Origin of the sequence: Delftia sp. WSY_10 (assembly GCF_043104705.1) — a bacterium.
In the GTDB taxonomy this organism is placed as follows: domain Bacteria; phylum Pseudomonadota; class Gammaproteobacteria; order Burkholderiales; family Burkholderiaceae_C; genus Comamonas; species Comamonas tsuruhatensis.
In genome coordinates this window covers 805,580-829,819 of record NZ_JBICKY010000012.1, presented here as the reverse complement: position 1 = coordinate 829,819, position 24,240 = coordinate 805,580, and the positions used below count along the sequence as shown (strand labels likewise).

Annotated in this window: 23 protein-coding genes; 18 read left to right on the top strand and 5 right to left on the bottom strand. The window is 67.9% G+C overall.

Going from position 1 to position 24,240, the window contains the following annotated elements:
• The first annotated feature begins 215 nt into the window (after positions 1–215).
• The 10 genes from ACF8ML_RS05825 (at position 216) to ACF8ML_RS05780 (ending at position 9,722) form a co-directional block, all read left to right on the top strand.
• Entirely contained in the window at positions 216–617 is a 402-nt protein-coding gene (locus tag ACF8ML_RS05825) for a MerR family DNA-binding transcriptional regulator (protein WP_013800379.1), read from the top strand.
• Between the two features lie 36 nt (positions 618–653).
• The gene (locus tag ACF8ML_RS05820) at positions 654–1,112 is read left to right on the top strand and encodes a PaaI family thioesterase (RefSeq protein WP_043790435.1); all 459 of its coding nucleotides are present in this window, start codon (positions 654–656) and stop codon (positions 1,110–1,112) included.
• 43 nt (positions 1,113–1,155) lie between these two features.
• A complete protein-coding gene (locus ACF8ML_RS05815; RefSeq protein WP_047327953.1) occupies positions 1,156–2,343 on the top strand; it encodes an isovaleryl-CoA dehydrogenase in 1,188 nt (395 codons plus the stop codon).
• Positions 2,344–2,399: 56 nt separating this feature from the next.
• Positions 2,400–3,062 (top strand): carbonate dehydratase, encoded by a 663-nt coding sequence (gene can, locus ACF8ML_RS05810; RefSeq protein ID WP_016450015.1) that lies wholly within the window; start codon positions 2,400–2,402, stop codon positions 3,060–3,062.
• 33 nt (positions 3,063–3,095) lie between these two features.
• Positions 3,096–4,883: a bifunctional isocitrate dehydrogenase kinase/phosphatase gene (gene aceK / locus ACF8ML_RS05805; protein ID WP_047327952.1), complete on the top strand. Its 1,788-nt coding sequence runs from the start codon at positions 3,096–3,098 to the stop codon at positions 4,881–4,883.
• 44 nt (positions 4,884–4,927) lie between these two features.
• Positions 4,928–6,115, top strand: a complete 1,188-nt coding sequence (locus ACF8ML_RS05800) for an acetyl-CoA C-acyltransferase (RefSeq protein WP_016450017.1) — start codon at positions 4,928–4,930, stop codon at positions 6,113–6,115.
• Positions 6,116–6,295: 180 nt separating this feature from the next.
• Entirely contained in the window at positions 6,296–6,919 is a 624-nt protein-coding gene (locus ACF8ML_RS05795; protein ID WP_016450018.1) for a pyridoxamine 5'-phosphate oxidase family protein, read from the top strand.
• A 28-nt stretch (positions 6,920–6,947) separates the two neighbouring features.
• Positions 6,948–7,610, top strand: coding sequence for an SDR family oxidoreductase (locus tag ACF8ML_RS05790; protein WP_017406485.1), 663 nt, complete (start codon positions 6,948–6,950; stop codon positions 7,608–7,610).
• A gap of 48 nt (positions 7,611–7,658) precedes the next feature.
• Positions 7,659–8,789, top strand: a complete 1,131-nt coding sequence (locus ACF8ML_RS05785) for an acyl-CoA dehydrogenase family protein (protein WP_154833328.1) — start codon at positions 7,659–7,661, stop codon at positions 8,787–8,789.
• 141 nt (positions 8,790–8,930) lie between these two features.
• Complete coding sequence (locus ACF8ML_RS05780; RefSeq protein ID WP_016452796.1) at positions 8,931–9,722, top strand: alpha/beta fold hydrolase; 792 nt, start codon at positions 8,931–8,933, stop codon at positions 9,720–9,722.
• Between the two features lie 2 nt (positions 9,723–9,724).
• Here the strand turns inward: ACF8ML_RS05780 and ACF8ML_RS05775 are convergent, their stop codons facing one another.
• Positions 9,725–10,222: a DUF421 domain-containing protein gene (locus ACF8ML_RS05775; RefSeq protein WP_016450022.1), complete on the bottom strand. Its 498-nt coding sequence runs from the start codon at positions 10,220–10,222 to the stop codon at positions 9,725–9,727.
• A gap of 166 nt (positions 10,223–10,388) precedes the next feature.
• Here ACF8ML_RS05775 and ACF8ML_RS05770 point away from each other — a divergent pair, with 166 nt between their 5' ends.
• Both ACF8ML_RS05770 and ACF8ML_RS05765 read left to right on the top strand, forming a co-directional pair.
• A complete protein-coding gene (locus ACF8ML_RS05770) occupies positions 10,389–10,802 on the top strand; it encodes a YchJ family protein (protein WP_392406618.1) in 414 nt (137 codons plus the stop codon).
• Positions 10,786–12,657 carry a hybrid sensor histidine kinase/response regulator gene (locus ACF8ML_RS05765; RefSeq protein WP_392406616.1) on the top strand — a complete coding sequence of 624 codons (1,872 nt, stop codon included), beginning with the start codon at positions 10,786–10,788 and terminating at the stop codon, positions 12,655–12,657. Before ACF8ML_RS05770 ends, ACF8ML_RS05765 begins: the two co-directional genes overlap by 17 nt.
• Here the strand turns inward: ACF8ML_RS05765 and ACF8ML_RS05760 are convergent.
• The gene (locus ACF8ML_RS05760) at positions 12,627–13,364 is read right to left on the bottom strand and encodes a response regulator transcription factor (protein ID WP_047327949.1); all 738 of its coding nucleotides are present in this window, start codon (positions 13,362–13,364) and stop codon (positions 12,627–12,629) included. The two genes, ACF8ML_RS05765 and ACF8ML_RS05760, sit on opposite strands and share 31 nt — an antisense overlap.
• 187 nt (positions 13,365–13,551) lie before the next feature.
• On the opposite strand from ACF8ML_RS05760, the gene ACF8ML_RS05755 reads away from it, so the two are divergent.
• On the top strand, positions 13,552–14,601 hold the full coding sequence (locus tag ACF8ML_RS05755) for a hypothetical protein (RefSeq protein ID WP_392406614.1): 1,050 nt from the start codon (positions 13,552–13,554) through the stop codon (positions 14,599–14,601).
• Between the two features lie 99 nt (positions 14,602–14,700).
• Positions 14,701–15,405 carry an HAD family hydrolase gene (locus ACF8ML_RS05750; RefSeq protein WP_392406612.1) on the top strand — a complete coding sequence of 235 codons (705 nt, stop codon included), beginning with the start codon at positions 14,701–14,703 and terminating at the stop codon, positions 15,403–15,405.
• A 13-nt stretch (positions 15,406–15,418) separates the two neighbouring features.
• Here ACF8ML_RS05750 and ACF8ML_RS05745 read toward each other — a convergent pair whose 3' ends face one another.
• Together ACF8ML_RS05745 and ACF8ML_RS05740 are read right to left on the bottom strand one after the other, a co-directional pair.
• Entirely contained in the window at positions 15,419–16,084 is a 666-nt protein-coding gene (locus ACF8ML_RS05745; RefSeq protein ID WP_392406611.1) for a glutathione S-transferase family protein, read from the bottom strand.
• A 75-nt stretch (positions 16,085–16,159) separates the two neighbouring features.
• On the bottom strand, positions 16,160–17,236 hold the full coding sequence (locus ACF8ML_RS05740) for an AraC family transcriptional regulator (protein ID WP_016450029.1): 1,077 nt from the start codon (positions 17,234–17,236) through the stop codon (positions 16,160–16,162).
• A gap of 136 nt (positions 17,237–17,372) precedes the next feature.
• On the opposite strand from ACF8ML_RS05740, the gene ACF8ML_RS05735 reads away from it, so the two are divergent.
• Positions 17,373–19,091 (top strand): AMP-binding protein, encoded by a 1,719-nt coding sequence (locus ACF8ML_RS05735; RefSeq protein ID WP_392406609.1) that lies wholly within the window; start codon positions 17,373–17,375, stop codon positions 19,089–19,091.
• 44 nt (positions 19,092–19,135) lie between these two features.
• Here the strand turns inward: ACF8ML_RS05735 and ACF8ML_RS05730 are convergent, their stop codons facing one another.
• Positions 19,136–20,869: a Na+/H+ antiporter gene (locus ACF8ML_RS05730; protein WP_277849063.1), complete on the bottom strand. Its 1,734-nt coding sequence runs from the start codon at positions 20,867–20,869 to the stop codon at positions 19,136–19,138.
• A gap of 92 nt (positions 20,870–20,961) precedes the next feature.
• On the opposite strand from ACF8ML_RS05730, the gene ACF8ML_RS05725 reads away from it, so the two are divergent.
• The 3 genes from ACF8ML_RS05725 (at position 20,962) to ACF8ML_RS05715 (ending at position 24,205) form a co-directional block, all read left to right on the top strand.
• Complete coding sequence (locus ACF8ML_RS05725) at positions 20,962–22,569, top strand: carboxyl transferase domain-containing protein (protein ID WP_016450032.1); 1,608 nt, start codon at positions 20,962–20,964, stop codon at positions 22,567–22,569.
• A 34-nt stretch (positions 22,570–22,603) separates the two neighbouring features.
• Positions 22,604–23,389, top strand: a complete 786-nt coding sequence (locus ACF8ML_RS05720; protein WP_392406607.1) for an enoyl-CoA hydratase/isomerase family protein — start codon at positions 22,604–22,606, stop codon at positions 23,387–23,389.
• A 66-nt stretch (positions 23,390–23,455) separates the two neighbouring features.
• On the top strand, positions 23,456–24,205 hold the full coding sequence (locus ACF8ML_RS05715; RefSeq protein ID WP_043790440.1) for a DUF4126 domain-containing protein: 750 nt from the start codon (positions 23,456–23,458) through the stop codon (positions 24,203–24,205).
• Positions 24,206–24,240 lie beyond the last annotated feature (35 nt).

The following is a 24,240-nucleotide window of genomic DNA, read 5'->3' as shown; positions in this document are numbered from 1 at the left end:
TACAGGAAACGGGGAAACAGGCTGAACAGCCAAAACGGACAACCCAAAAAAGAGAGCGCTGACGCGCTCTCTTTTTATTCCTGCCAGGCTTCTTCGTCGCAACCGGATGCAACATCCGGCGCAGTTTCCTGCGGACAATTCCGCTAGCATTGACGTTAACGTCAACGTCGCATTCCCATGGCCGCCGGCTGTGGATGCCGGCGGACTCTCCAGCCATGTCGACCACCTACACCATCAGCGATCTTGCCAAGGAGTTCGATCTCACGACCCGGGCCATCCGCTTCTATGAGGACATGGGCCTGCTTGAGCCCGAGCGTGCCGGGCCTGGCGGACGCAATCGCGTCTACAGCGCACGTGATCGCACACGTCTTCGCCTGACCTTGCGGGCCAAGCGGCTGGGACTGTCTCTGAACGAAGCCAAGGAGATCATCGATCTCTACGACAGCCCCCGTGACACGGGCGTGCAACTGCGCAAATTCCTGGAGGTGCTGGCTGTGCACCGCCGCCAGCTCGAAGACCGCCTGGCCGATCTGCAGGCCAACCTGGCCGAGGTGCGAGAGCAGGAATCCGAGGCCCGCACTTTGTTGAAACACCTGGATGGGAAAAATGCTTCATAATTGACGTTTACGTAAACGTAATTTGTGAGGCTTGCCTTGACCGTGCTCCGCCTGGAACCTGCCAACAGCGACTTTGCCCGCCGTGTGCGAGACAGTTTTGCACGCCAGGGCGCGATGCACACCCTGGGCGCCGAGCTGTCCTTGCTGGAGCCCGGTGCCGTCGATGTCTGCCTGGACTGGGCGCCCGGGCTGACGCAGCAGCATGGTTTTTTGCATGCCGGCATGGTTTCCGCGGCGCTGGATTCCGCCTGCGGCTACGCAGGGCTGACCCTGATGCCGGCAGATGCTGCCGTGCTCACCATTGAATTCAAGATCAACTTGCTGGCCCCTGCAAAGGGCCAGCGCTTTCGCATGGAAGGCCGTGTGCTCAAGCCGGGCCGCACCATCACCGTGACCGAAGGGCGCGCCTACGCCATCGACGAAGGCCGCGAGAAACTGATTGCCACCATGGGCTGCACGCTGATGTGCGTGCAGGGCCGCGATCTGGCCGATTGAGCCGGGCGGCGTTCTTTCCCCCAATTTCCACAGGAGACATGAGATGAGCCTTTCCAACCTGCCGGGCCTGAACTTCCAACTGGGCGAGGACATCGACGCGCTGCGCGATGCCGTGCGCGAGTTCGCACAGGCCGAGATTGCACCGCGCGCCGGCGAGATCGACCGCGACGACCAGTTCCCCATGGACCTGTGGCGCAAGTTCGGCGACCTGGGCGTGCTGGGCATCACCGTGTCCGAGCAGTACGGCGGTGCCGACATGGGCTACCTGGCCCACATGGTGGCGATGGAGGAAATCTCGCGTGCCAGCGCATCGGTGGGCCTGTCCTACGGCGCGCACAGCAATCTCTGCGTGAACCAGATCAACCGCAACGGCAATGAAGCGCAAAAGGCCAAGTACCTGCCCAAGCTGATCAGCGGCGAGCATGTGGGCGCGCTGGCCATGAGCGAGCCCGGCGCCGGCTCGGACGTGATCAGCATGAAGCTCAGGGCCGAGGACAAGGGCGGCTACTACCTGCTCAACGGCACCAAGATGTGGATCACCAACGGTCCCGATGCCGATACCCTGGTGGTCTACGCCAAGACCGAGCCCGAGCTGAACGCCCGCGGCGTGACTGCCTTCCTGATCGAGAAGGGCATGAAGGGCTTTTCCATTGCCCAGAAGCTGGACAAGCTGGGCATGCGTGGCAGCCACACGGGCGAGCTGGTGTTCGAGAACGTCGAGGTGCCGGCCGAGAACGTGCTGGGCGGCTTGAACAACGGCGCCAAGGTGCTGATGAGCGGCCTGGACTATGAGCGCGCCGTGCTGACCGGCGGGCCGCTGGGCATCATGCAGTCGGTGATGGACAACGTCGTGCCCTACATCCATGACCGCAAGCAGTTCGGCCAGAGCATCGGCGAGTTCCAGCTCATCCAGGGCAAGGTGGCGGACATGTACACCGTGCTGCAAGCGGGCCGCTCCTTTGCCTATACGGTCGCCAAAAACCTCGATCTGCTGGGAACCGAGCATGTTCGCCAAGTTCGCAAGGATTGCGCCAGCGTCATCCTGTGGTGCGCCGAGAAGGCGACATGGATGGCCGGCGAAGGCGTTCAAATCTATGGGGGTAATGGGTATATCAACGAATACCCACTGGGTCGCCTCTGGCGGGATGCGAAACTCTATGAGATCGGCGCCGGCACCAGCGAGATCCGTCGCATGCTGATCGGCCGCGAGCTGTTCGCAGAGACCTGCTGATCTTTCGCCTGCCTGCTGCGCCGTTCTTGAGTTTGACCCCAACAAAAGGATTGTTTATGAGCACAACCTCCATCGAAGAGCTGTTTGTCCACAACCGCGAATGGGCCCAGCAGGTGGAGCGTGACCGGCCCGGTTTCTTCACTGGGCTGATGGCGCAGCAAAAACCCCGCTACATGTGGATCGGCTGTTCCGACAGCCGCGTGCCCGCGAACCAGATCACGGGCCTGGAGCCCGGCGAGGTGTTCGTGCACCGCAACGTGGCCAACGTGGTCGTGCCCAGCGACCTGAACTGCCTGTCCACCATCCAGTACGCGGTGGACCAGCTCAAGGTCGAGCACCTGATGGTCGTCGGCCACTATGGCTGCGGCGGCGTGCTGGCGGCACTGGAGGATGTGCGCGTGGGCCTGGCCGACAACTGGATCCGCCACGTGAAGGACGTGCGCGACAAGCACCAGGCGCTGCTGGCCAGCCTGTCGCCGCAATGGCGCCATGACGCGCTGTGCGAGCTCAATGCCATCGAGCAGGTGATCAACGTGGCGCAGAGCACGGTGATGCAGGATGCCTGGGCGCGCGGCCAGAAGGTCACGCTGCACGGCTGGTGCTATGGCCTCAAGGACGGCCTGATCACCAATCTGCAGATGACCGTGCCCGGCGTCGGCGGCATCGCCAACATCCATGCCGAGGCTGTCGAGCTGGTCGCCAGCCGCCAGCGCGACTGAGCGGCCATGGCAGGCGGGACCCCGGGAGACTTCATGCCGATGCCTGCCCAGGACACCCTGCTTGCCCATGACATCGCGCGGGCGATGATGGATGGCTTCAACCGTCATTACCGCCTGTTCCGCGCCGAATCGGCCCGCGCCAAGCACCGCTTCGAGACGGCCGACTGGCTGGGCCAGCAGCGCGCGCAGCGCGAGCGCATCGAGTTCTACGACCTGCGCGTGCGCGAATGCGTGCGCCGGCTTGAAAAGGAGTTTTCGGCCGGCGCCCAGCCCATGCCGGTCTGGCAGCAGATCAAGCGCCACTACATCGGGCTCATGGTCAACCACCTGCAGCCGGAGCTGGCCGAGACCTTCTTCAACTCGGTCACCACCAAGATCCTGCACCGTACGCACTTCCACAACGACTTCATCTTCGTGCGGCCGGCCGTCAGTACGGAATACATAGAGAACCAGGAGCCGACCGCACGCCCGGCCTACCTGGCCTTCTACCCCACGCGCGAGACACTGTCGCAGACGCTGCGTGAAGTCGTGGAGCAGTTCGCGCTGCAGCGCCCCTTTGAAGACCTGGAGCGCGACATCGCCCGCCTGGCCGAGCGCCTGGAGCCCCAGCTGCAGGCCATGCGCCTGTACGCCAACTTCCAGATCCAGGTGCTGTCCAGCCTGTTTTTCCGCAACAAGGGCGCCTACATCGTCGGCAAGATCATCAACGGTTTTGCCGAGCTGTCCTGGGCCGTGCCCATCCTGCATGGGGACAACGGCCGGCTGGTGCTGCATGCGGCCCTGTTCGGCGAGAAGGACCTGCACGGCCTCTTCAGCTTTGCGCGTGCCTACTTCATGGTCGATACCGACGTGCCCAGCGCCTACGTGCAGTTCCTGCGCAGCCTCATGCCGCGCAAGCCGCGCGCCGAGCTGTACAACGCCCTGGGCCTGGCCAAGCAGGGCAAGACGCTGTTCTACCGCGACTTCCTGCACCACCTGCGCCATTCGCGCGACCAGTTCCGCATCGCGCCCGGCATCAAGGGCATGGTCATGCTGGTGTTCGACCTGCCCAGCTTTCCCTACGTGTTCAAGCTCATCAAGGACCGGTTCGCCGCGCCCAAGGAGATCACCCGCGAGCAGGTCAAGGCCAAGTACCGCCTGGTCAAGCAGCACGACCGCGTGGGGCGCATGGCCGACACGCTGGAGTACAGCCTGGTGGCCTTCCCGCGCGAGCGCTTCTCGGAGGCGCTGATCGCCGAGATCCTGGAGCACGCGCCCAGCCAGGTCGAGATCAGCGACCGCGACGGCGATGGCCGGCAGGAGGTCATCATCTCCCACCTCTACATAGAGCGGCGCATGGTGCCGCTGAACCTGCTGCTGCAGGAGTGCTTCGATGACGGGCTGGACCTGCCGGGACCGCGGCAGCGGCTGGAGAGCGCCGTGATCGAATACGGAAATGCCATCAAGGACCTGGTGGCCGCCAACATCTTCCCGGGCGACATGCTGTGGAAGAACTTCGGCATCACGCGCGGCGGCAAGGTGGTGTTCTACGACTACGACGAGATCGAATACCTGACCGACTGCCATTTCCGCCAGGTGCCTGCGCCGCGCAACGAGGAAGACGAGCTCAGCGGCGAGGTCTGGTATCCCGTGGGCCCGCGCGATGTGTTCCCGGAAACCTTCGCGCCCTTTTTGCTGGGCAATCCGGCCGTGCGCGAAGTTTTCATGCGCCACCATGCCGACCTGCTCGATCCCGCCTTCTGGCAGCGGCACCAGCAGCGCATCCGCGAAGGCCACGTGCACGACGTCTATCCCTACGAGCGCAGCCGCTGGCTGGCCTGACCCGTTTGTTTTCCCCTCACCATCACCACATCCAGGAGATAAGCATGCAAGACCCCATCGTCATCGTCGGCGCAGCCCGCACCCCCATGGGCGCATTCCAGGGCGACTTCGCCGATCTCGCGGCCCACGATCTGGGCGGCGCCGCCATCAAGGCCGCCGTGCAGCGTGCCGGCGTGGCGCCGGAGAAGGTGGACGAAGTGCTGTTCGGCAACTGCCTGATGGCGGGCCAGGGACAGGCGCCTGCGCGCCAGGCAGGCTTCAAGGGTGGCCTGCCGCGCAGCACGGGCGCCGTGACCCTGTCCAAGATGTGCGGCGCCGGCATGGAGGCCACCATTCTGGCCCATGACCAGTTGGTGGCGGGCAGCCGCGATGTGGTGGTCTCCGGCGGCATGGAGAGCATGACCAATGCGCCCTACCTGCTAAAGAAGGGCCGTGGCGGCTACCGCATGGGCCACGACAAGGTCTATGACCACATGATGCTCGACGGTCTGGAGGACGCCTACGAGCCGGGCCGCTCCATGGGCACCTTTGGCGAGGACTGCGCCGCCAAATACCACTTCACGCGCGAGCAGCAGGACGCCTACGCCATCGAAAGCGTCAAGCGCGCCCAGGCCGCCACGGAAAGCGGCGCCTTCGCGGCCGAGATCACGCCCGTCACCGTCTCCACGCGCAAGGGCGATGTCACGGTCAGCATCGACGAAGGCCCGGCCAAGGCCAAGCTGGACAAGATCGCCAGCCTCAAGCCCGCCTTCAAGAAGGACGGCACGATCACGGCGGCATCGAGCTCCAGCATCAACGACGGCGCCGCCGCCCTGGTGCTGATGCGCGAGTCCACGGCCAAGGAGCTGGGCTGCAAGCCGCTGGCGCGCATCGTCGCCCATGCCACGCATGCCCAGGAGCCCGAATGGTTCACCACGGCCCCCGTGGGCGCCACGCAGAAGGCCCTCAAGAAGGCCGGCTGGACGGCGGCGGATGTGGACCTGTGGGAAGTCAACGAAGCCTTTGCCGTCGTACCCATGGCCCTGATGGCCGAGCTGGGCGTGCCGCGCGACAAGGTCAACGTCAACGGCGGCGCCTGTGCGCTGGGCCACCCCATCGGCGCCAGCGGTGCGCGCATCCTGGTCACGCTGCTGCACGCCCTGCAGGCGCGTGGCGGCAAGCGCGGCCTGGCCACGCTGTGCATAGGCGGCGGCGAAGGAACAGCCATGGCGATAGAAATGGTCACCCCCTGAGGCGCTGCGCGCCCTCCCCCTGAAAGGGGGACGACACCCTCGGTGCGGGGCGGCGCGGCCGGCCCAGGCCCTTCCTCGGTGTCTCTGATTTGCATTGCGCCAGTTTTATGGGCAGCGCCACAGACGTCCAGAGAGCTAGACTTGGATCGGCCGATCCGCTATTACTTTGACCTCTCGACCATGATCACCAGCGAAGAACAGTTGCGCAGCCTGTATGCCATGCCGGCCGAAAGGGCCTTGCTCAAGCAGCAGGTGGACCTGGACCGGCATTGCCTGCGCTTCATCGCGCTGTCGCCGCTGTGCATCGTGGCCACGGGGGGCGCAGCGGGCTCGCTGATGGATGCCTCGCCGCGCGGCGGAAAGCCGGGCTTCATCAAGGCGCCCGACAACCAGACGCTGCTGATCCCCGACTCGGGCGGCAACAACCGCCTGGACAGCTTCAGCAACCTGATCGCCGATCCGCGCATCGGCCTGCTGTTCATGGTGCCGGGCTTCGACGAGACGCTGCGCGTCAACGGCGTGGCCAGGCTGCGCGACGAGGCCCACTACACGGCGCTGTTCGCCAACGAAGGCTTCCGGCCCAAGATCGTTCTGGAGATCCAGGTGCAGGAGGCCTATCTGCACTGCGCCAAGGCCCTCATGCGCGCCCGGCTCTGGAAGCCCGAGTCCCAGGTGCCGCGCAACGTCATGCCGTCGGTGAACCAGATGGTCCACCAGCAGATCGGCCTGCCTGCGCCCACCGAGACGCAGGAGGCCATGGTCGAGCGCTACGAAAAACAGATCGCGGGCGAGCAGGGCCGCTGACCGCATTCCATTTGAAAGGTCGAAAGACATGGCAGTCACTCTGGTGTTGGGAGCCTCGCGCGGGCTCGGTTTTGCCTTGGTAGAGGCCTATGCGGCCCAGGGCCGCAGCGTGGTCGCCACGGTGCGCAGCGAGGCCGACCGCGAGCGCGTCGAGGCCACGGGCGCCAAGGTGCTGCTGGTGGATGTGGCCGATCCGGCCAGCGTCAGCGGCCTGGCCTGGCAGCTCGATGGCGAGAAGATCGAGCTGGCGCTGTACGTGGCCGGAGTGTGGGATGCCCACAGCTCGGCCACGCCGCCCACGCGCGAGCAGTTCGACCGCGTCATGCACACCAATGTGCTGGGCGCCATGCAGGTGCTGCCCCAGGTGGCGCCGATGGTCGAGGCGGCGGGCGGCGTGTTCGGCCTGTTCTCCAGCGAGATGTCGCTGCTGGCCGGCGCAGAATCCGACGCCTGGCTCTACCGCGTCAGCAAGGCCGCGCTCAACATGGTCGTGGCCAGCGCCCAGCCGCAATGGCCCGGCGCCACCGTGGTCGCGCTGGACCCGGGCTGGGTGCAGACCGACATGGGCGGCGAGTCCGCCACCTTCACCGTGGAGCAAAGCGTGCAGGGTCTGGTCCGCACCCTGGCCGGCGTCACGCCGGCTGATCGGGGCCGCATGCTGCGCCACGACGGGCAGCGCATCGCCTGGTAGCTGCGGCCGGGACAACGAACAACGAAACAAGGAATCAGGAGACAAGACATGCTGCTCAACGCAGACCAGGAAATGATCCGTGACGCGGTGCGCGACTTCGTGCGCACCGAAATCACGCCCCATGCCGCACGCTGGGACAAGGAGCACCACTTTCCCAAGAACGTGCACCAGGGCCTGGCGGCGCTGGGTGCCTACGGCATCTGCGTGCCCGAGGAATACGGCGGCGCCGGCCTTGACTACCTGAGCCTGGCCCTGGTGCTGGAGGAAATCGCAGCCGGCGACGGCGGCACCAGCACGGTGATCAGCGTCACCAACTGCCCCGTCAACGCCATCCTCATGCGCTACGGCAGCGAGGCGCAAAAGCAGCAATGGCTGGCGCCGCTGGCGCGCGGCGAGATGCTGGGCGCCTTCTGCCTGACCGAGCCGCATGTGGGCTCGGACGCCTCGGCGCTGCGCACCACGGCCACCCGCGACGGCAACGACTACGTGATCAACGGCGTCAAGCAGTTCATCACCAGCGGCAAGAACGGCGACGTGGCCATCGTCATCGCCGTCACCGACAAGGCGGCCGGCAAGCGCGGCATGAGCGCCTTCATCGTGCCCACCTCCGCACCCGGCTACCAGGTGCTGCGGCTGGAGGACAAGCTGGGCCAGCACAGCTCGGACACGGCCCAGATCCAGTTCGAGGGCTGCCGAATCCCCGTCGCCAACCTCATCGGTGCCGAGGGCGAGGGCTACAAGATTGCGCTGTCGGCGCTGGAGGGCGGGCGCATCGGCATTGCCGCGCAAAGCGTGGGCATGGCGCGTGCGGCCTTCGATTGCGCGCTGCAGTACTCCAAGGAGCGCGAGAGCTTCGGCCAGCCCATCTTCAACCACCAGGCCGTGGGCTTTCGCCTGGCCGACTGCGCCACGCAGATCGAGGCCGCGCGCCAGCTGATCTGGCATGCGGCCAGCCTGCGCGATGCCGGCCTGCCCTGCCTGAAGGAAGCGGCCATGGCCAAGCTGTTCGCCAGCGAAATGGCCGAGCGCGTGTGCAGCGCAGCCATCCAGACCCTGGGCGGCTATGGCGTGGTCAACGATTTTCCCGTCGAGCGCATCTACCGTGACGTGCGCGTGTGCCAGATCTACGAGGGAACGAGCGACGTGCAGAAAATTCTCATCCAGCGCGCCCTGGCCTGAGGCCCCTCACTATGCTGCGGGTCGGGCCGGATGGCCCCGTCACCCGCAGGGCTTAGCATGGAGCGTCGCCGGGACGGCGCCCGGGAGAGGCGGGCACCGGACTCCGGCAGGTTTGTGACCACCTTCGCAGGAGATCCCGACATGCCCATTGCTTCCGTCAACGGCCAGAACCTTTACTACGAGGACACGGGCGGGCGCGGCCCGGTCCTGGTGTTTTCGCATGGACTGCTCATGGACCACACCATGTTCGCTCCCCAGGTCCAGGCGCTGCAGGATCGCTATCGCTGCATCAGCTGGGACGAGCGTGGCCATGGCCAGACGGCGGACCCCGCGCATTGCGCTCCCTTCGACTACTACGACTCGGCCGACGACCTGGCCGCCCTGCTGGCGCACCTGGGCGTGGAGCGCGCGGTGCTGGTGGGCATGTCGCAGGGCGGCTATCTGTCGCTGCGCTGTGCGCTCATCCATCCCGAGGTCGTGCGTGCGCTGGTGCTGATCGACACCCAGGCCATGCTGGAAGACCCCGAGCAGATGCCCCACCACGAGGCGTTGCTGAGGGCCTGGATGGAGCATGGCCTCAGCGACGACATGGCGGCCACGGTGGAGCGCACCATCCTGGGCCAGGGCTGGAGCGGCGCGGCCGCCTGGCGCGCCAAATGGAAGAAGGCCACGCCCATCAACCTGGGGCAGAGCTTTCTGGCGCTGGCCCAGCGCGATGACATCAGCCCGCGACTGCCCGACATCCACGTACCGGCACTGGTCATCCATGGCACGGACGACATCGCCATCACGCTCGACCGTGCACGCGCCATGGCCAAGGCCTTGCCCAGGGCGCAGTGGGTGGAGGTGCCGGGGGCCGGCCATGCGGCCAACCTCACGCATCCGCAGCCCGTGAACCTGGCCATCGAGCGCTTCCTGGAGCAGCTCGACTAGGCTCAGACCGGCGGATCGCCGTCGTTCTCGCTGTCGCGGCGGCGCAGGACGACGGTGATGCTGCCGTCGGTCTCCAGCGTGGCGCGCTCCACCTCTCTGAGGTGCAGGCAGCCGCCCGCACGCAGCGCGGCCTCGATATCGTCGCGCGTGATGCGTTCCTCGCGCATCAGATCCTTGTTCAGGTGGCCGTCCGTGATCAGGGCCTGGGCCTTGCCGTCGATGAGCCGCTCCAGCGCGGGAAAACGGAAAGTCAGCCAGGACAGCAGCAGATGGCACAGGATCAGCGTGGAAGCCGAGATCATGCCGCCGATCAGCGAGTTGTCCCCGGCATTCATGGAGTTCTGAACGGCATTCGACAGGATGAGCAGCAGCACCAGGTCAAAGGGCGCGTACTGCCCCGTCTGGCGCCGCCCCGTCAGCCGAAGGAACACCAGCAAGAACAGGTAGACGGCCACGCCGCGCACCACGAACTCCCACCACGGGACCGACATTGAAAACATGGGCTCTCCTTACAGGCCCGAAGGCCCGCGGTCAGTATCATGGCCCGCCTGTCCTCCATCAAGAACCCGGTCGCAGCAAGGCGGCCGTGACTGACATGCATTCCTGCTCCCCCGCCGTCCTCTCCCAGGTTCCGCAAGTTTCGCAAGTTCCGCAGGGCCAGCCGCTATGAGCGCGGCCGCCACCTCCCCGGCCTGTCCCTGTGGCCAGCACGATGCCAAGGGCCGGTCCCTGGCCTCCGATGCCTGCTGCGGCCGCTACCTGGACCATTTCGACGACTGCCCTGCGCCCGATGCCCAGGCCTTGATGCGCTCGCGCTACAGCGCCTTCGTGCGTGAGGACGCCGCCTACCTGCTGGCCACCTGGCACGCCAGCCAGCGGCCCGCCACGCTGGACTTCGAGCCCTCGGCGCGCTGGCTGGGGCTGGCGGTCAAGGACTTCCGAAGCACCGGCGAGGACCGCGCCGAGGTGGAATTCGTCGCGCGCTACCGCGTGGCGGGCCACGCCGTGCGCCTGCATGAGCGCAGCCGCTTCGTGCGCGAAGGCGGGCGCTGGTTCTACGTGGATGGCGACCAGTTCTGAACACGACGGCGGCCCTGCGGAGCCGCTGTGGAAGCTGCAGCAGCGCCAGCGGCTGCTGCTGTCCATCGCATCGCGGGGCTCGTCCGAGGCGGCGGCCCTCATCATCCCCGGCATCGTGGTCTGGCTGCAGCGGCACGAAACGGGTGCCTTCCAGGCGCCGCTGCTGCTGTGGTGGCTGGGCATGGCGCTCATGGCCTGCGTCTTCGTTGGTTTGCGGCGCCAGTTGCGTCGGGACCTGGGCGCTGCCGTGCCCTCGGCCGAGTTGCCAACGCGGCTGCAGCGCTGGGAGCGCGTGATGGGCCGCATGGCCTTGCTCAACGCCGGTTCCTGGGCGCTGGCCATACCGCTGACCCATGGCAGCGGCCATGAATTCCGGCTTTTCATCTACCTGGTGCTGTGCGGCGTCGTGGCCTCGGCCGCCACCTTCCTGGCGCCGGCGGCTGCCGTGTTCAAGCGCTTCTTCGGCGTGCTGTACGGCGCCATGCTGCTGGCCGTGGTCTGGTACTTCCCGAACAGGGGCCTGTACCTGCTGCCTCTGCTCATGCTGTATGGCGCTACCATCGCGCGCCATGCCTGGGGGGCGCGCCAGCTCATGCAGCAGCAATGGGCGCAGGAGCGTGACCGCCAGCTGCTGGCCGAGCGCTACCTGGCGGCCAAGGAGCAGGCCGAACAGGCGCTGGAGGCCAAGAGCCGCTTCCTGTCGGCTGCCAGCCATGACCTGCGCCAGCCCCTGCATGCCCTGGGCCTGCTGGTGGAGACCGCCCGCCAGCGCAATGCCGACGGCGCGCTGGCGGGCGTGCTTGACGATGTCCAGGCCTGTGCCCAGTCGCTGGGCACCATGTGCAACGACCTGCTGGACCTGTCGCGGCTGGAGAACGGCACCTGGGAGCTGCGCGCCCAGGTGATGGACCTGCGCATTCTGCTGGGCGATGCCACGCGCCTGTTCGCGGCCGAGGCGCGGCAGCGCGGGCTGGTGCTGCGCTGGCGCGTGGCGCGCGGCATGGACAGCTTGGTGCGTGCCGACGAGGCCCTGCTGCGCCAGATGGTGTTCAACCTGCTGCACAACGCCCTGCGCTACACCCAGCGCGGCGGCGTGCTGCTGGCCGCCCGCGTGCACGGCGGGGGCTGGCGCATCGAGGTCTGGGATACCGGCCTGGGCATTGCGGCCGAAGACCGGCCCCATGTCTTCGCACCGCACTTTCGCGCGCGTTCCGGCCAGGCGGCCCGGCGCGCGGCCCAGCCTGCGGCCGAGCACCTGCCCGGCGTGAGCAGCCAGGGCCTGGGCCTGGCCGTGGTGGCCGCAGCGGCGCGCCGCATGGGCGTGGAGCATGGTCTGCTGTCCACGCCGGGACGGGGTTCGTGCTTTTGGCTGCAGCTGTCGCCCAGCCTGAGCGTGCAAGCGGACCTGCCTCTGGGGCACGCGCAGGCGCAGGCAGGGGCAGGGGCCGAGGCTGCCGCGAATCCGCCAGGCCGCCCCCTGCTGCAGGGCAGGTGCTGGGTGGTCGATGACGATGTGCAGGTGGCACAGGCCCTGGCCGGTCTGCTGCGCGGCTGGGGGCTGACCGTGGACGTGGCGGCTTCGGGCCGCGAGGCGCAGGCCTGGCTGGCGGCGGGGCAGCATCCCGATTTCGTGCTGTGCGACCACCAGCTGGCCCAGGGCGAGAACGGCTTTGCGCTGCTGCAGAACGTGCTGGCGCAATCGCCGCAGGCGGCCGGTGCCCTGCTCAGCGGCGACCCTTCCGCTGCGCTGGAGCAGCAGGCGCAGGAACTGGGCTATCTGCTGCTGCGCAAGCCCGTGGATCCGCTGGCGCTGCGGGCCCTGCTTCAGCGCAGGCTGGCCGTGGCCGGCGCCTGAACCGTATCGGTCGGCGGTACGGAGGGCGGCAGCTCCAGCGCAATGCCCTGCATGCGCGTGATGGCGTCGATGCGGCTGTGCACGCCCAGGCGCTGCAGGGCGCCTGCCACATGCTCCTTGACCGTGTGGGGCGACAGGTGCAGCAACCGGGCAATGCTGGGATTGGGCAGGCCGCGCAGCACCAGCTCCAGCACCTGGGCCTGGCGCGGGGTGAGGCCCAGCTCGGCCGCCGTCATGCGGATGGCATGGGCGCCGCCCGGCGGCTGCGGCGCCAGCGGGGCGGCGGGGAACCAGGTCTCGCCGCGCAGCAGGGCCGCCACGGCCTGCTGCAGCACCTGCGGCGGCTGCGACTTGAGCACAAAGCCATGGGCCCCCGCCGCGCGTGCCTTCAGGGCAATCGCGCCATGCGTGTCGCCGCTGGTCATGAGCACGCGGCAGGCGGGCGCCAGCGTGCGGATTTCGCGCACCACGTCCGTGCCTGCGCTGGCACCCAGCCAGAAATCCACGATGGCCAGATGCGGCGATCCCCTGCCGGCCATGCACTGCAGGCCTTCGCCCGCATCGGCCACGGCATGGACTTCGGACAGGCCGAATTGTTTCAGGAACTCGGACACGCCCATGGCCGTCAGCGGGTGGTCGTCGATCACCAGGGCATAGCGCCCCGATTGGAGACAGGAGGAATCGGTCAGGAGGGAATGGCTGTGCATGGTCCGCGCGAAGGCATGTCGAAAGGGCTGGAGCGCCAGGGCGCGCCCGGATACACCTTGCGCACATCGTAACGATTACCCCCCGGCCGGGGGGTGACCGGATGTCGGCCAACTCCCCAAAATCGCCGCCGATGCCCTGAGATTCCGCATGGAACGGGCATGTATTCAACGAGAAGGGGAGATAGTCATGAAGATGGTACAGCTCACGCGCCGCAGCGCGGCATTGATGCTTCTGGGAACCCTGGCCGCCTGTGGCGGCGGCGGTGGTGGTGGATCGGGAGAACCGGGCGGCGGAGATCCCGGCAATGGCGGAAATCCTGGCAACCCCGGTACGCCCGGCAACCCCGGCGGCACGTCCACGCCGGTGACCGGCCAGTACCGCATGGAGACCGGTGCGGAGAACTTCGACGCGGCCCTGTCCGCCATGAACGCGCTGGGGGCGCAGGGCTATGCCTTCACCTACAGCCTGGCCTCGGGCGGTACCGCCTTCCCCGTTCCCATCGGTGACTTCTACGTCACCGACACGGCCCACACCGGCACGCGCCTGGACTACCGCATGGTGCCGGACGTGGCGGGCGTCTCGGCCCTGGTGGCCCAGCTCAACGCACAGGGTGCGCAAGGCTACCTGTACAAGTCGGGCATGGCGTTCCCCAGCAGCACGCAGGACCTGCGCAACCTCTATGTGCGCAGCAGCAGCGCCGCCGCCACCTACAGCTACGAGACGCGCCCCGCCGTGGGTGCGCTGGACACGTCCGGCTTCACGCAGCAACTGGCCGAGATGAGCGGCCGGGGTTTCCGCTACATGGGCCCGCTGATCTCGGGCAACGAGATGTTCAACCTCTACGTCAAGGACTCCAAGGCGCCGGCCTTCGAGTACGCGGTGTTCGCATTGGCCGCGCCCTTCGGCATGGCCAACGGCACGGCGCTGAAGCAGCGCCTGGACGAGATGGGTGCCAAGGGCCACCTGCTGCGCGGCGCCCTGGTGCTGCGCGGCAATACCGAAGGCGTGCAGCTGTACGAAAAGAGCGGCGACCAGCAGGGCGCCATCGAGTACCGCGTCGAACCGGTGTCCCAAAGCGCCAGCCTCGCGCAGCGCCTGGAGCAGTTCAACCGCAATGCGGCCGAAGGCTTCTTCGCCTTCGGCGACGTGGTCACCGACGATGGCCGGTTCCATTCCATCTCGGTGCGCAACGTCCGCCGCATGGTGCATCCGCTGGCCGGTGCCTCCTTCCCCTGAGCAGGGCACAGGCATGCGCGGCCGGCGCATAATCCGGCCATTTTCCGCAGCAAGGGCGCCCCAGGGCGCCCTTGCTCAGTTTGTTTCGAGAATCCATCCATGACTGCTTTCGAGGCCGTGCTCTTCGACTGTGACGGCGTGCTCGTCGACAGTGAATCCATCACCAACCGCGTGCTGTGCACCATGCTCAATGAATCGGGCTGGCCCATCAGCACCGAGGAATGCCTGCGCGAATTCATCGGCAAGACCGTGCGCAGCCAGGCCGCGCTGATCGAGGCGCGCACCGGCAAGCCGCTGACCGACGCATGGATGGCCGCCTTCTACGAGCGCCGCAACGCCGCGCTGCGCGCCGAGCTGGTGGCCATTGACGGCGCGCTGTCCGCCGTCAGCCAATCCCATGCGCTGTGCGCTGGCCGCATCGCCTGCGCCTCGGGCGCGGACCGCGCCAAGGTGGAGATGCAGCTGGCCCAGGTCGGCATGGCCCCGTATTTCGAGGGCCGCGTCTTCAGCGGCCATGAGCTGCCGCGCAGCAAGCCCTTTCCCGATGTGTACCTGGCAGCCGCCGCCGCACTGGGCGTGGAGCCGGCGCGCTGCCTGGTCATCGAGGACACGGTGACCGGCGTCACCGCCGGCGTGGCCGCAGGCGCCACGGTCTGGGGCTACTTCCCGGCCGACCAGGGCCACGCATCGGCCGAGCAACTGCTCGAGGCCGGCGCCAGCTGCGTATTCGGCGACATGGGCGAGCTGCCGGCCATGCTGCGCGCCATCGGGCAGGCCAGCGCCAGCGCCAGCGCCAGCGCTTGAGCCTGAGCCGGCCCTAGCGCAGCCGCGGCGAAGGCGTCTCGTCCACGGCCTGCGCACGCGCGGCCTGCTGCTCGGCCTGCAGTGCCCGCTGGAAGGCGGGCCGCTGCTGCAGGCGCTGCCAGTAGGCCTGTGTGGCAGGCCCCCATTGCGGCTCCATCTCCAGGTGCGCCGACAGCATCAGCGCATAGCCCACGGCCACGTCGGCAGCGGTGAAGCGGTCTGCCGCGAGCCAGTGGCGCTGTTCCACGGCCTGCTCCACCGCGCGCAGCCGCGCAAGGAACCAGCGCTGGTAGTCCTGGGCCACCTGGGGCTGGCGCCGTTCGGCTGGCTCGAAGTGGGTGTAGCGCAGCACCAGGGTCTGCGGGAAGGTCAGCGTGGCATCGCTCATGTGCAGCCAGTTGAGGTAGGCGGCGAAGTCTGCCTCCTGCGGCTGCACGGACAGGCCCGCCCCGGGGTGCAGGGCGGCCAGGTATTCGCAGATGGCGGCTGACTCGGTCAGCCTGGCCTCGCCGTGGCGCAGCAGCGGCACCGTGCCCAGCGGGTTGAGTTCCAGGTAGCTGCGCTGCAGCACGCGCGGCGGAAACGGCAGCATGTGCAGCATGTAGGGAAGCTGCAGTTCTTCGAGCATCCACAGCGCGCGGAAGGAGCGCGCGCTGACGCAATGGTGGAGATGGTGCATGCGCAAAGCCTAGGCCAGATGCGCGGACGGCGGCAGTCGCGCAGGATGCAAATCGCGCCAGGATGCGCGCGGCCCTCACTCGGGCCGGGCTCGTGCGCTCTTGCGGAATTCGGAGGGTGACAGCCCCGTCCACAGCCGGAAGGCGCGGATGAAGCTCTTGTCGTTGAGAAACCCGCAGGACTGGGCGATGCGCTTGATGGGCCGGCTGGTGCGCAGCAGCAGGGCCACGGCCCGCTCGCGCCGCACCTCGTCCTTGAGCGCCTGCAGCGAGGCGCCTTCTTCCTTGAGCTGGCGATGCAGGCTGCGCTGGGACAGGTGCAGCTGGCGCGCCAGCGTGTCGGCCGTCTGCAGGCATTCGGCGTCGGCCGCCAGCAGCTGGCGCACGCGCTGCACCAGCTGGCGCTCGCGCCGGTAGGGGCGCACCTGCAGCGGCAGGGCGCGCTGCAGCATGCGCTGCAGCGCGGGCTCGTCGCGCGTCAGCGGCATATCCAGAAAACGCGCGTCGAACTGGAGGCAGGCCCGGGCCGCGCCAAACTCCACCTCGCCCGGCGGGAACAGCAGCGCATACACGCCCGCATGCGGCGGGGGATCGAAGGGAAAGCAGGCACGCCGCAGCGGCAGCGGCTCATCGATGAACCAGCTGGCCAGGCCGTGGATATTGCGCAGCACCGACAGCAGGCAGAACTCGCGCATGGCGCCCAGCGTGGACAGCTCCTCGATGGCCAGCGTGGCCAAGCCGTCTTCCTGCGTCAGCGTGAGGCGGATGTCGTCGGCCAGCAGGCCATGGTGGCGGCACCAGCGCGCCAGTGCCAGGCCCAGCTGCTCGCTGCCCATGCTGGCGCGTGCCAGCATGCCGTAGCTGCCCCAGGGCAGGCGCCGGGAGAACCAGCCCAGGGCCTCGTCGTCGAGTTCGCGCATGGCGGCATCGGACAGTGCCTCCATCTGCAGCGCCGTGATGCACTCGTTGCGCTCTTTGACGGAGTCTGGCGCAATTTGTGCCTTCTCCAGGGCGGACAGGGCGCTGATGCCCCGGCGTTCGTAGGCCAGCATAATGGCCTGCACAAAGGCCATGGGCGTGACTGCAGGGTGTGCGGAGGCCATGGTGGCGGCCGCCTGGGGCAGGGGGGTCTTGACCAGCGAGGGGGTGAACATGCTGGCAATTATTGCAACCTTCGTGGCCTGTTCTGCTCGGGGTTGGCCCTTATGCTGCCACGCAATAGCTGCCGTGACGGGGCAGGCCACTGCATTTGCCCGTCCCAGGCGCCGCCGACGACACAGGAGACAACGCATGCCCGCCCAGAACGCCCCGCTCGCTTCCAGCCATGCCCAAGGCCGCACCGATGTGCCGCTGATCGAGCAGACCATCGGCGATTTCTTTGCCGACATGGCGGCCCGCCAGCCCGATCGCGAGGCCCTGGTCAGCCGCCACCAGGGCCTGCGCTACAGCTATGCCGGCCTGCACACCGAGGCGCGCCGCCTGGCCAGCGCGCTGCTGGGCCTGGGGCTGGAAAAGGGCGACCGCGTCGGCATCTGGTCGCACAACAACGCCGAATGGGTGCTGATGCAGCTGGCCACGGCCCAGGTCGGCCTGGTGCTGGTCAACATCAACCCGGCCTACCGCACCTCCGAGGTGGAGTACGCGCTCAACAAGGTCGGCTGCAAGGCCCTGGTGACCATGGCGCAGTTCAAGACCAGCGACTACCTGGGCATGCTGCGCGAACTGGCCCCCGAGCTGGCCACGGCCGAGCCCGGCCGCCTGCATTGCGCGCGCCTGCCCCAGCTGCGCAGCGTGGTCTGGATCGACGTGGCAGGGCAGGGCGAAGAGCAGCCCGGCATGCTGCGCTTTTCCAGCCTGCTGGCGCGCGGTGATGCGCAGGATGCGCGCATCGACGCCGTGGCCGCCACGCTCAAGAACACCGACCCCATCAACATCCAGTTCACCAGCGGCACCACGGGCTTTCCCAAGGGCGCCACGCTGACCCACCGCAACATCCTGAACAACGGCTTTTTCATCGGCGAGTGCATGCGGCTGACGCCCGAGGACCGGCTGTGCATTCCCGTGCCGCTGTACCACTGCTTCGGCATGGTGCTGGGCAACCTGGCCTGCTTCACGCATGGCTCGGCCATCGTCTACCCGAATGACGGATTCGATCCGCTGCTGGTGCTGGAGACCGTGCAGGCCGAGCGTTGCACGGGCCTGCACGGCGTGCCCACCATGTTCATCGCCGAGCTGGACCACCCGCGCTTCAAGGAGTTCGACCTGAGCACGCTGCGCACCGGCATCATGGCCGGCTCGCCCTGCCCCATCGAGGTGATGAAGCGCGTGGTCAGCGACATGCACCTGTCCGAGATCACCATCGCCTACGGCATGACCGAGACCAGCCCCGTCAGCTGCCAGAGCGATGCCGACACGCCGCTTCAGCGCCGCGTGTCCACCGTGGGCAAGGTGCAGCCGCACCTGGAAGTGAAGATCGTCGACCCGGCCACGGGCGAGGTCGTGGCGCCCGGCGTCTCGGGCGAGCTGTGCACGCGCGGCTACTCGGTCATGCACGGCTACTGGGGGGACGAGGCCCGCACGCGCGAGGCCATCGACGACGAGGCCTGGATGCACACGGGCGACCTGGCCACCATGGATGAGCAGGGCTACGTGAACATCGTCGGCCGCATCAAGGACATGGTGATCCGCGGCGGCGAGAACATCTACCCGCGCGAGATCGAGGAATTCCTCTACCGCCACCCGCAGGTGCAGGACGTGCAGGTGGTCGGCGTGCCCGACGCGCGCTACGGCGAGGAGCTGTGCGCCTGGATCATCGTCAAGCCCGGCCAGACGCTGACCGAAGACGGCGTGCGCGACTTCTGCAAGGGCCAGATCGCCCACTACAAGGTGCCGCGCTACATCCGCTTCGTCGAGGCCTTCCCGATGACGGTGACCGGCAAGATCCAGAAATTCAAGATCCGCGACGAGATGATCGCCATGCTGGATCTGCGCCCGGCCAGGACCGCCTGAGGGCTGCTTTCATGCGCTGCCGCCAGCTGTCCACCGCGTGCCGCCTAGTGCGTGCCGCCCTCGGGCGCGGCCACGGCCGAGGCGGCAGCGCGGCGCGCCACCACCAGGCGCTTGCGCAGCGAGATCTCCTGCATGTCCAGCTCGCTGACCAGGCGGCGCAGCGACTCGTCGTTGATGCGGTGGGCCTGGCGCTCGGCGTAGAGCGCGTCGCGCTCCTGGTGGATGCAGCGCAGGCGCAGCTCGATCTCCAGCAGGTAGCGCAGCTTGCGCTGGCGCACGACTTCGGGCGCCTCGCGCTGGATCTCGATGCTGGAGGCCGTGCCGCTGCCGTCGTCCAGCAGCTGGACGCGGTTGCGGTACTCCTGCGTCAGGTGGCCCATGACCTCCTGGTGCATGGCCACCCATTCGGGCGTGTGGCCCTGGATCTCTTCCTCGCTCAGCGTCAGCCCGCCAATGGCGGACTGGCAGGCGGCCACGCGCGCCAGGCGCTCCTCGCGCACCGTGGGCGATTCGCCGGGCTGGGGCATGCGGCGCAGGATCAGCGGCAGGGCGATGCTGCCCAGCACCAGGGTGAACAAGATGGTGCCCGTGGCCAGGAAGACCAGCATCTCGCGGCCCGGAAAGGGCTGGCCGTTGTTCAGCAGCATGGGCACGGACAGCGCGCCGGCCAGCGTCACGGCGCCGCGTATGCCGGCCATGGTGGTGGCCAGGTTCAGCAGGTGGGAAGGGCGCTCTGCCATCTTTCCCTGGAAGTGGGCGCGAGCCAGGCTGCGCTGCACGCCCAGGGTCAGCCAGATCCAGCGCATCAGCAGCAGCGCGCTGGAGATGATCACCACATAGCCCACCAGCACCCACCATTCGCTGCCCGCATCGTGCAGCGTCACGCCGATGATGGAGGGCAGCTGCAGGCCCAGCAGCAGGAAGATGGCGCCGTTGAACGAGGCTTCCACCATGCTCCAGGTGCCCTCGGTCTGCAGCCGCTCGCTGATGTAGCTGCTGCGCTCCAGGTCGGCGAAGTTGGTGGCAATGCCCGCGGCCACGGCCGACAGGATGCCCGACACGCCGATCTTTTCGCCCACGATGTAGGCGGCGAAGGGCAGCAGGATCAGCAGCAGCACCATCTGCGTGGCCGCCACGTCGCCCAGGCGGCGCGTGATGGTGCTGCGCGCATAGGAAAAGCCCCAGCCGATCAGCGTACCCACGCCCAGGCCGCCCAGGGCCATCCACATGAAATCCTTGGCCACCTCGGTCCACGAGAACAGGCCGGTCAGCGTGGCCGCGATGGCGAATTTCAGCGCCACCAGGCCCGAGGCGTCGTTGAGCAGGGACTCGCCCTCGAGGATGTGCATGGTCTTCTCGGGCATGCCCAGGTTGCGCGTGATGGCCGAGACGGCCACGGCATCGGTGGGCGAGACCACGGCGGCCAGCGCAAAGGCCACGGTCAGCGGCATGCCGGGCACCAGCCAGTGGATCAGCCAGCCCAGCCCCACCACCGTGAACAGCACCAGGCCCAGCGCCAGGCGCAGGATGGGGCGGTACAGCGCAAAGAACTCGCGCTTGGGAATGCGCCATCCGTCGGCAAACAGCAGCGGCGGGATGAACAGCAGCAGGAACAGCTCGGGATCGAAGGCGATGTGCAGGCCCTTTTGCGGCCAGGCCATCAGCGCTCCCAGGGTGATCTGGATCAGCGGCAGCGGGATGGCGCGCACGTAGCGCGCGGCAATGCCCGTCAACGCTCCCAGCAGCAGGACGAGCAAGACGATTTCAACGGTGTGCATACGGCATTTTCCCCAGGCCGGACCGCCGTTCTTTGCAGGACATTCGGAAAAACCAAGCGCCCGCATCGGGCAAACACAAGAAGAGGCCACACATGAGCATTCTGGGCACCCAACTCAATCCGCGTTCGGCGGACTTCCTGGCCAATGCCGCGGCCATGCGCGCCGTGGTCGAGGACCTGCAGGCCCAGGTGGCCAAGGTCGCCGAGGGCGGCGGCGAGGCCGCGCGCGCCAAGCACGTGGCGCGCGGCAAGCTGCTGCCGCGCGACCGCGTGGCCATGCTGCTGGACCCGGGCACGCCCTTCCTGGAGATCGCCCCGCTGGCTGCGCTCAACATGTACCGCAACGATGCACCCGGCGCGGGCCTGATCGCCGGCATCGGGCGCGTCAGCGGCGTGGACTGCATGATCGTCTGCAACGACGCCACGGTGAAGGGCGGCACCTACTACCCGATGACGGTGAAGAAGCACCTGCGCGCCCAGGAGATCGCCGCGCAGAACCGCCTGCCCTGCATCTACCTGGTGGACTCGGGCGGCGCCAACCTGCCCAACCAGGACGATGTGTTCCCCGACCGCGAGCACTTCGGCCGCATCTTCTTCAACCAGGCCAACATGAGCGCCGAGGGCATTGCCCAGATCGCCGTGGTCATGGGCTCGTGCACGGCCGGCGGCGCCTATGTGCCGGCCATGAGCGACGAGTCCATCATCGTCAAGAACCAGGGCACCATCTTCCTGGGCGGCCCGCCGCTGGTGAAGGCCGCCACGGGCGAGGTGGTCAGCGCCGAGGACCTGGGCGGCGGCGACGTGCACACGCGCCTGTCGGGCGTGGCCGACCACCTGGCCCACAACGACACCCACGCGCTGGCGCTGGCGCGCCAGGCCGTGGCCAACCTCAACCATGCCAAGCAGCCTTCGGCTGGCGACCTGCCGCCCGAGGCGCCGCTGTTCGACGGCGGCGAGCTGTACGGCGTGATCCCCGTGGACACGCGCAAGCCCTTCGACGTGCGCGAGATCATCGCCCGCGTGGTGGACGGCAGCCGCTTCGACGAGTTCAAGGCCCGCTTCGGCGCCACCCTGGTCTGCGGCTTTGCGCGCATCGAGGGCATGCAGGTGGGCATCATCGCCAACAACGGCATCCTGTTCAGCGAATCGGCCGTCAAGGGCGCGCACTTCATCGAGCTGTGCTGCCAGCGCAAGATCCCGCTGGTCTTCCTGCAGAACATCACGGGTTTCATGGTGGGCCGCAAGTACGAGAACGAAGGCATTGCCCGCCACGGCGCCAAGCTGGTCACGGCCGTGGCCACGGCGGCCGTGCCGAAGTTCACCATCATCATCGGCGGCTCCTTCGGCGCGGGCAACTACGGCATGTGCGGCCGCGCCTACTCGCCGCGCTTCCTGTGGATGTGGCCCAACGCGCGCATCTCGGTCATGGGCGGCGAGCAGGCGGCCAGCGTGCTGGCCACCGTCAAGCGCGACGGCATCGAGGCCAAGGGCGGCCAGTGGACGGCCGAGGAGGAAGAGGCCTTCAAGGCCCCCATCCGCCAGCAGTACGAGGATCAGGGCCACCCCTATTACGCGACGGCGCGCCTGTGGGACGATGGCGTCATCGACCCCGCCGACACGCGCCGCGTGCTGGCGCTGGGCCTGGCGGCCACGCGCAACGCGCCCATAGCGGACACGCGCTTCGGCGTGTTCCGCATGTGACGGCGGCTTCCCTTTCCTTGCAGCGAGGTACTTCATGAAAACCACCGCACTGACCCTCGAATTCCAGGGCCCCCTGGCCACCATCACGCTGACCCAGCCCGAAGTGCGCAATGCCTTCAGCGACGAGGTCATTGCCGACATCACCCACGCCTTCCACGCCGTGGGCAAGCGCAGCGACGTGCGCGCCGTGGTGCTGGCCGCCGAGGGGCCGGCTTTTTGCGCGGGCGCCAACCTCAACTGGATGCGCCGCATGGCCGACTACTCGCGCGACGAGAACCGCGAGGACGCCGGCCTGCTGGCCGAGATGCTGCGCGTGATCTACGAATGCCCGCAACCCACCATCGCGCGCGTGCAGGGCGATGTCTATGCGGGCGGCATGGGCCTGGTCGCGGCCTGCGACATGGCCGTGGCCGCCGAGGGCGCGGGCTTTTGCCTGTCCGAAGTGAAGATCGGCCTCATCCCCGCCACCATCAGCCCCTACGTGATCCGCGCCATGGGCGCGCGCGCCGCCCACCGCTACTTCCTGACCGGTGAGCGCTTCGACGCGGCCGAGGCGCTGCGCATCGGCTTCGTGCACCGCGTCGTGCCCGCCGAAGAGCTGGACAACGCCGTGGACGGCCTGCTCATGCACCTGGTCAGCGCCGGTCCCGCCGCCGCCCGCGCCTGCAAGCGCCTGGTGATCGATGTGGCCGAGCGCGAGATCAACGAGCAGCTGATCGCCGCCACCGTCGAAGGCATCGCCGACATCCGCGCCAGCGCCGAGGGCAAGGAGGGCGTGCAGGCCTTCCTGCAAAAGCGCAAGCCGGCCTGGCTGGCCTGACACGCGCGGGCTGCCCATTCATCGCGCCACCACCGAGCAACGCCGAGCCAACGCCGAGCCAACACCATGAGCACCCTGACCGACTCCCTCGTCCAGTGGCTGCAGTCCGTGGGCCTGTACCCGGGCCCGGCCGTGCACCACACGGTCAGCGAGGCGGCTGGCGAAGTGGCCGAGCGCGTGGGCCAGGCCACCAGCGGCATGGACATGGCCGGCCTGCTGGCGCTGGCCGCCGCACTGGGCTGGGCCAGCGGCTTTAGGCTCTACGCCGTGGTGTTCGTGACCGGGCTGCTGGGGGCGCTGGGCTGGGTGGCGCTGCCGGGCGGGCTGCATGTGCTGGAGCATCCGGCCCTGCTGTTCGCCAGCGGAGCGCTGCTGTTCGTGGAGTTCTTCGCCGACAAGATCCCCGGGGTGGACTCGGTCTGGGACTTGCTGCAAAGCGTGATCCGCATCCCGGCGGGCGCGGCGCTGGCGGCCGGAGTCTTCGGCGCCGACAGCGCGACCATGGCCACCATGGCGGCCCTGATGGGCGGCTCGCTGGCCCTGTCCAGCCAGGTGGCCAAAAGCACGACGCGCGCGGCCATCAACACCTCGCCCGAGCCGTTTTCCAACGTGGGCGCCAGCCTGGTGGAGGACGGCGCCTCGGTGGGCGCGATCTGGCTGGCGCTCACGCACCCGCTGGCCTTCGCCGCCGTGCTGCTGGTCGTGGTCATCGCGCTGTGGCTGCTGACCTGGGCGCTGTGGCGCTTTCTCAAGGCCGTGGTGCAGCGCCTGCGCGCGCTGTTCGGCGGGTCTCCCGCGATGAATCAAAAACCATAGCCGCCGGTCGCCGAATGACCGGGGCTGCAGAGAAA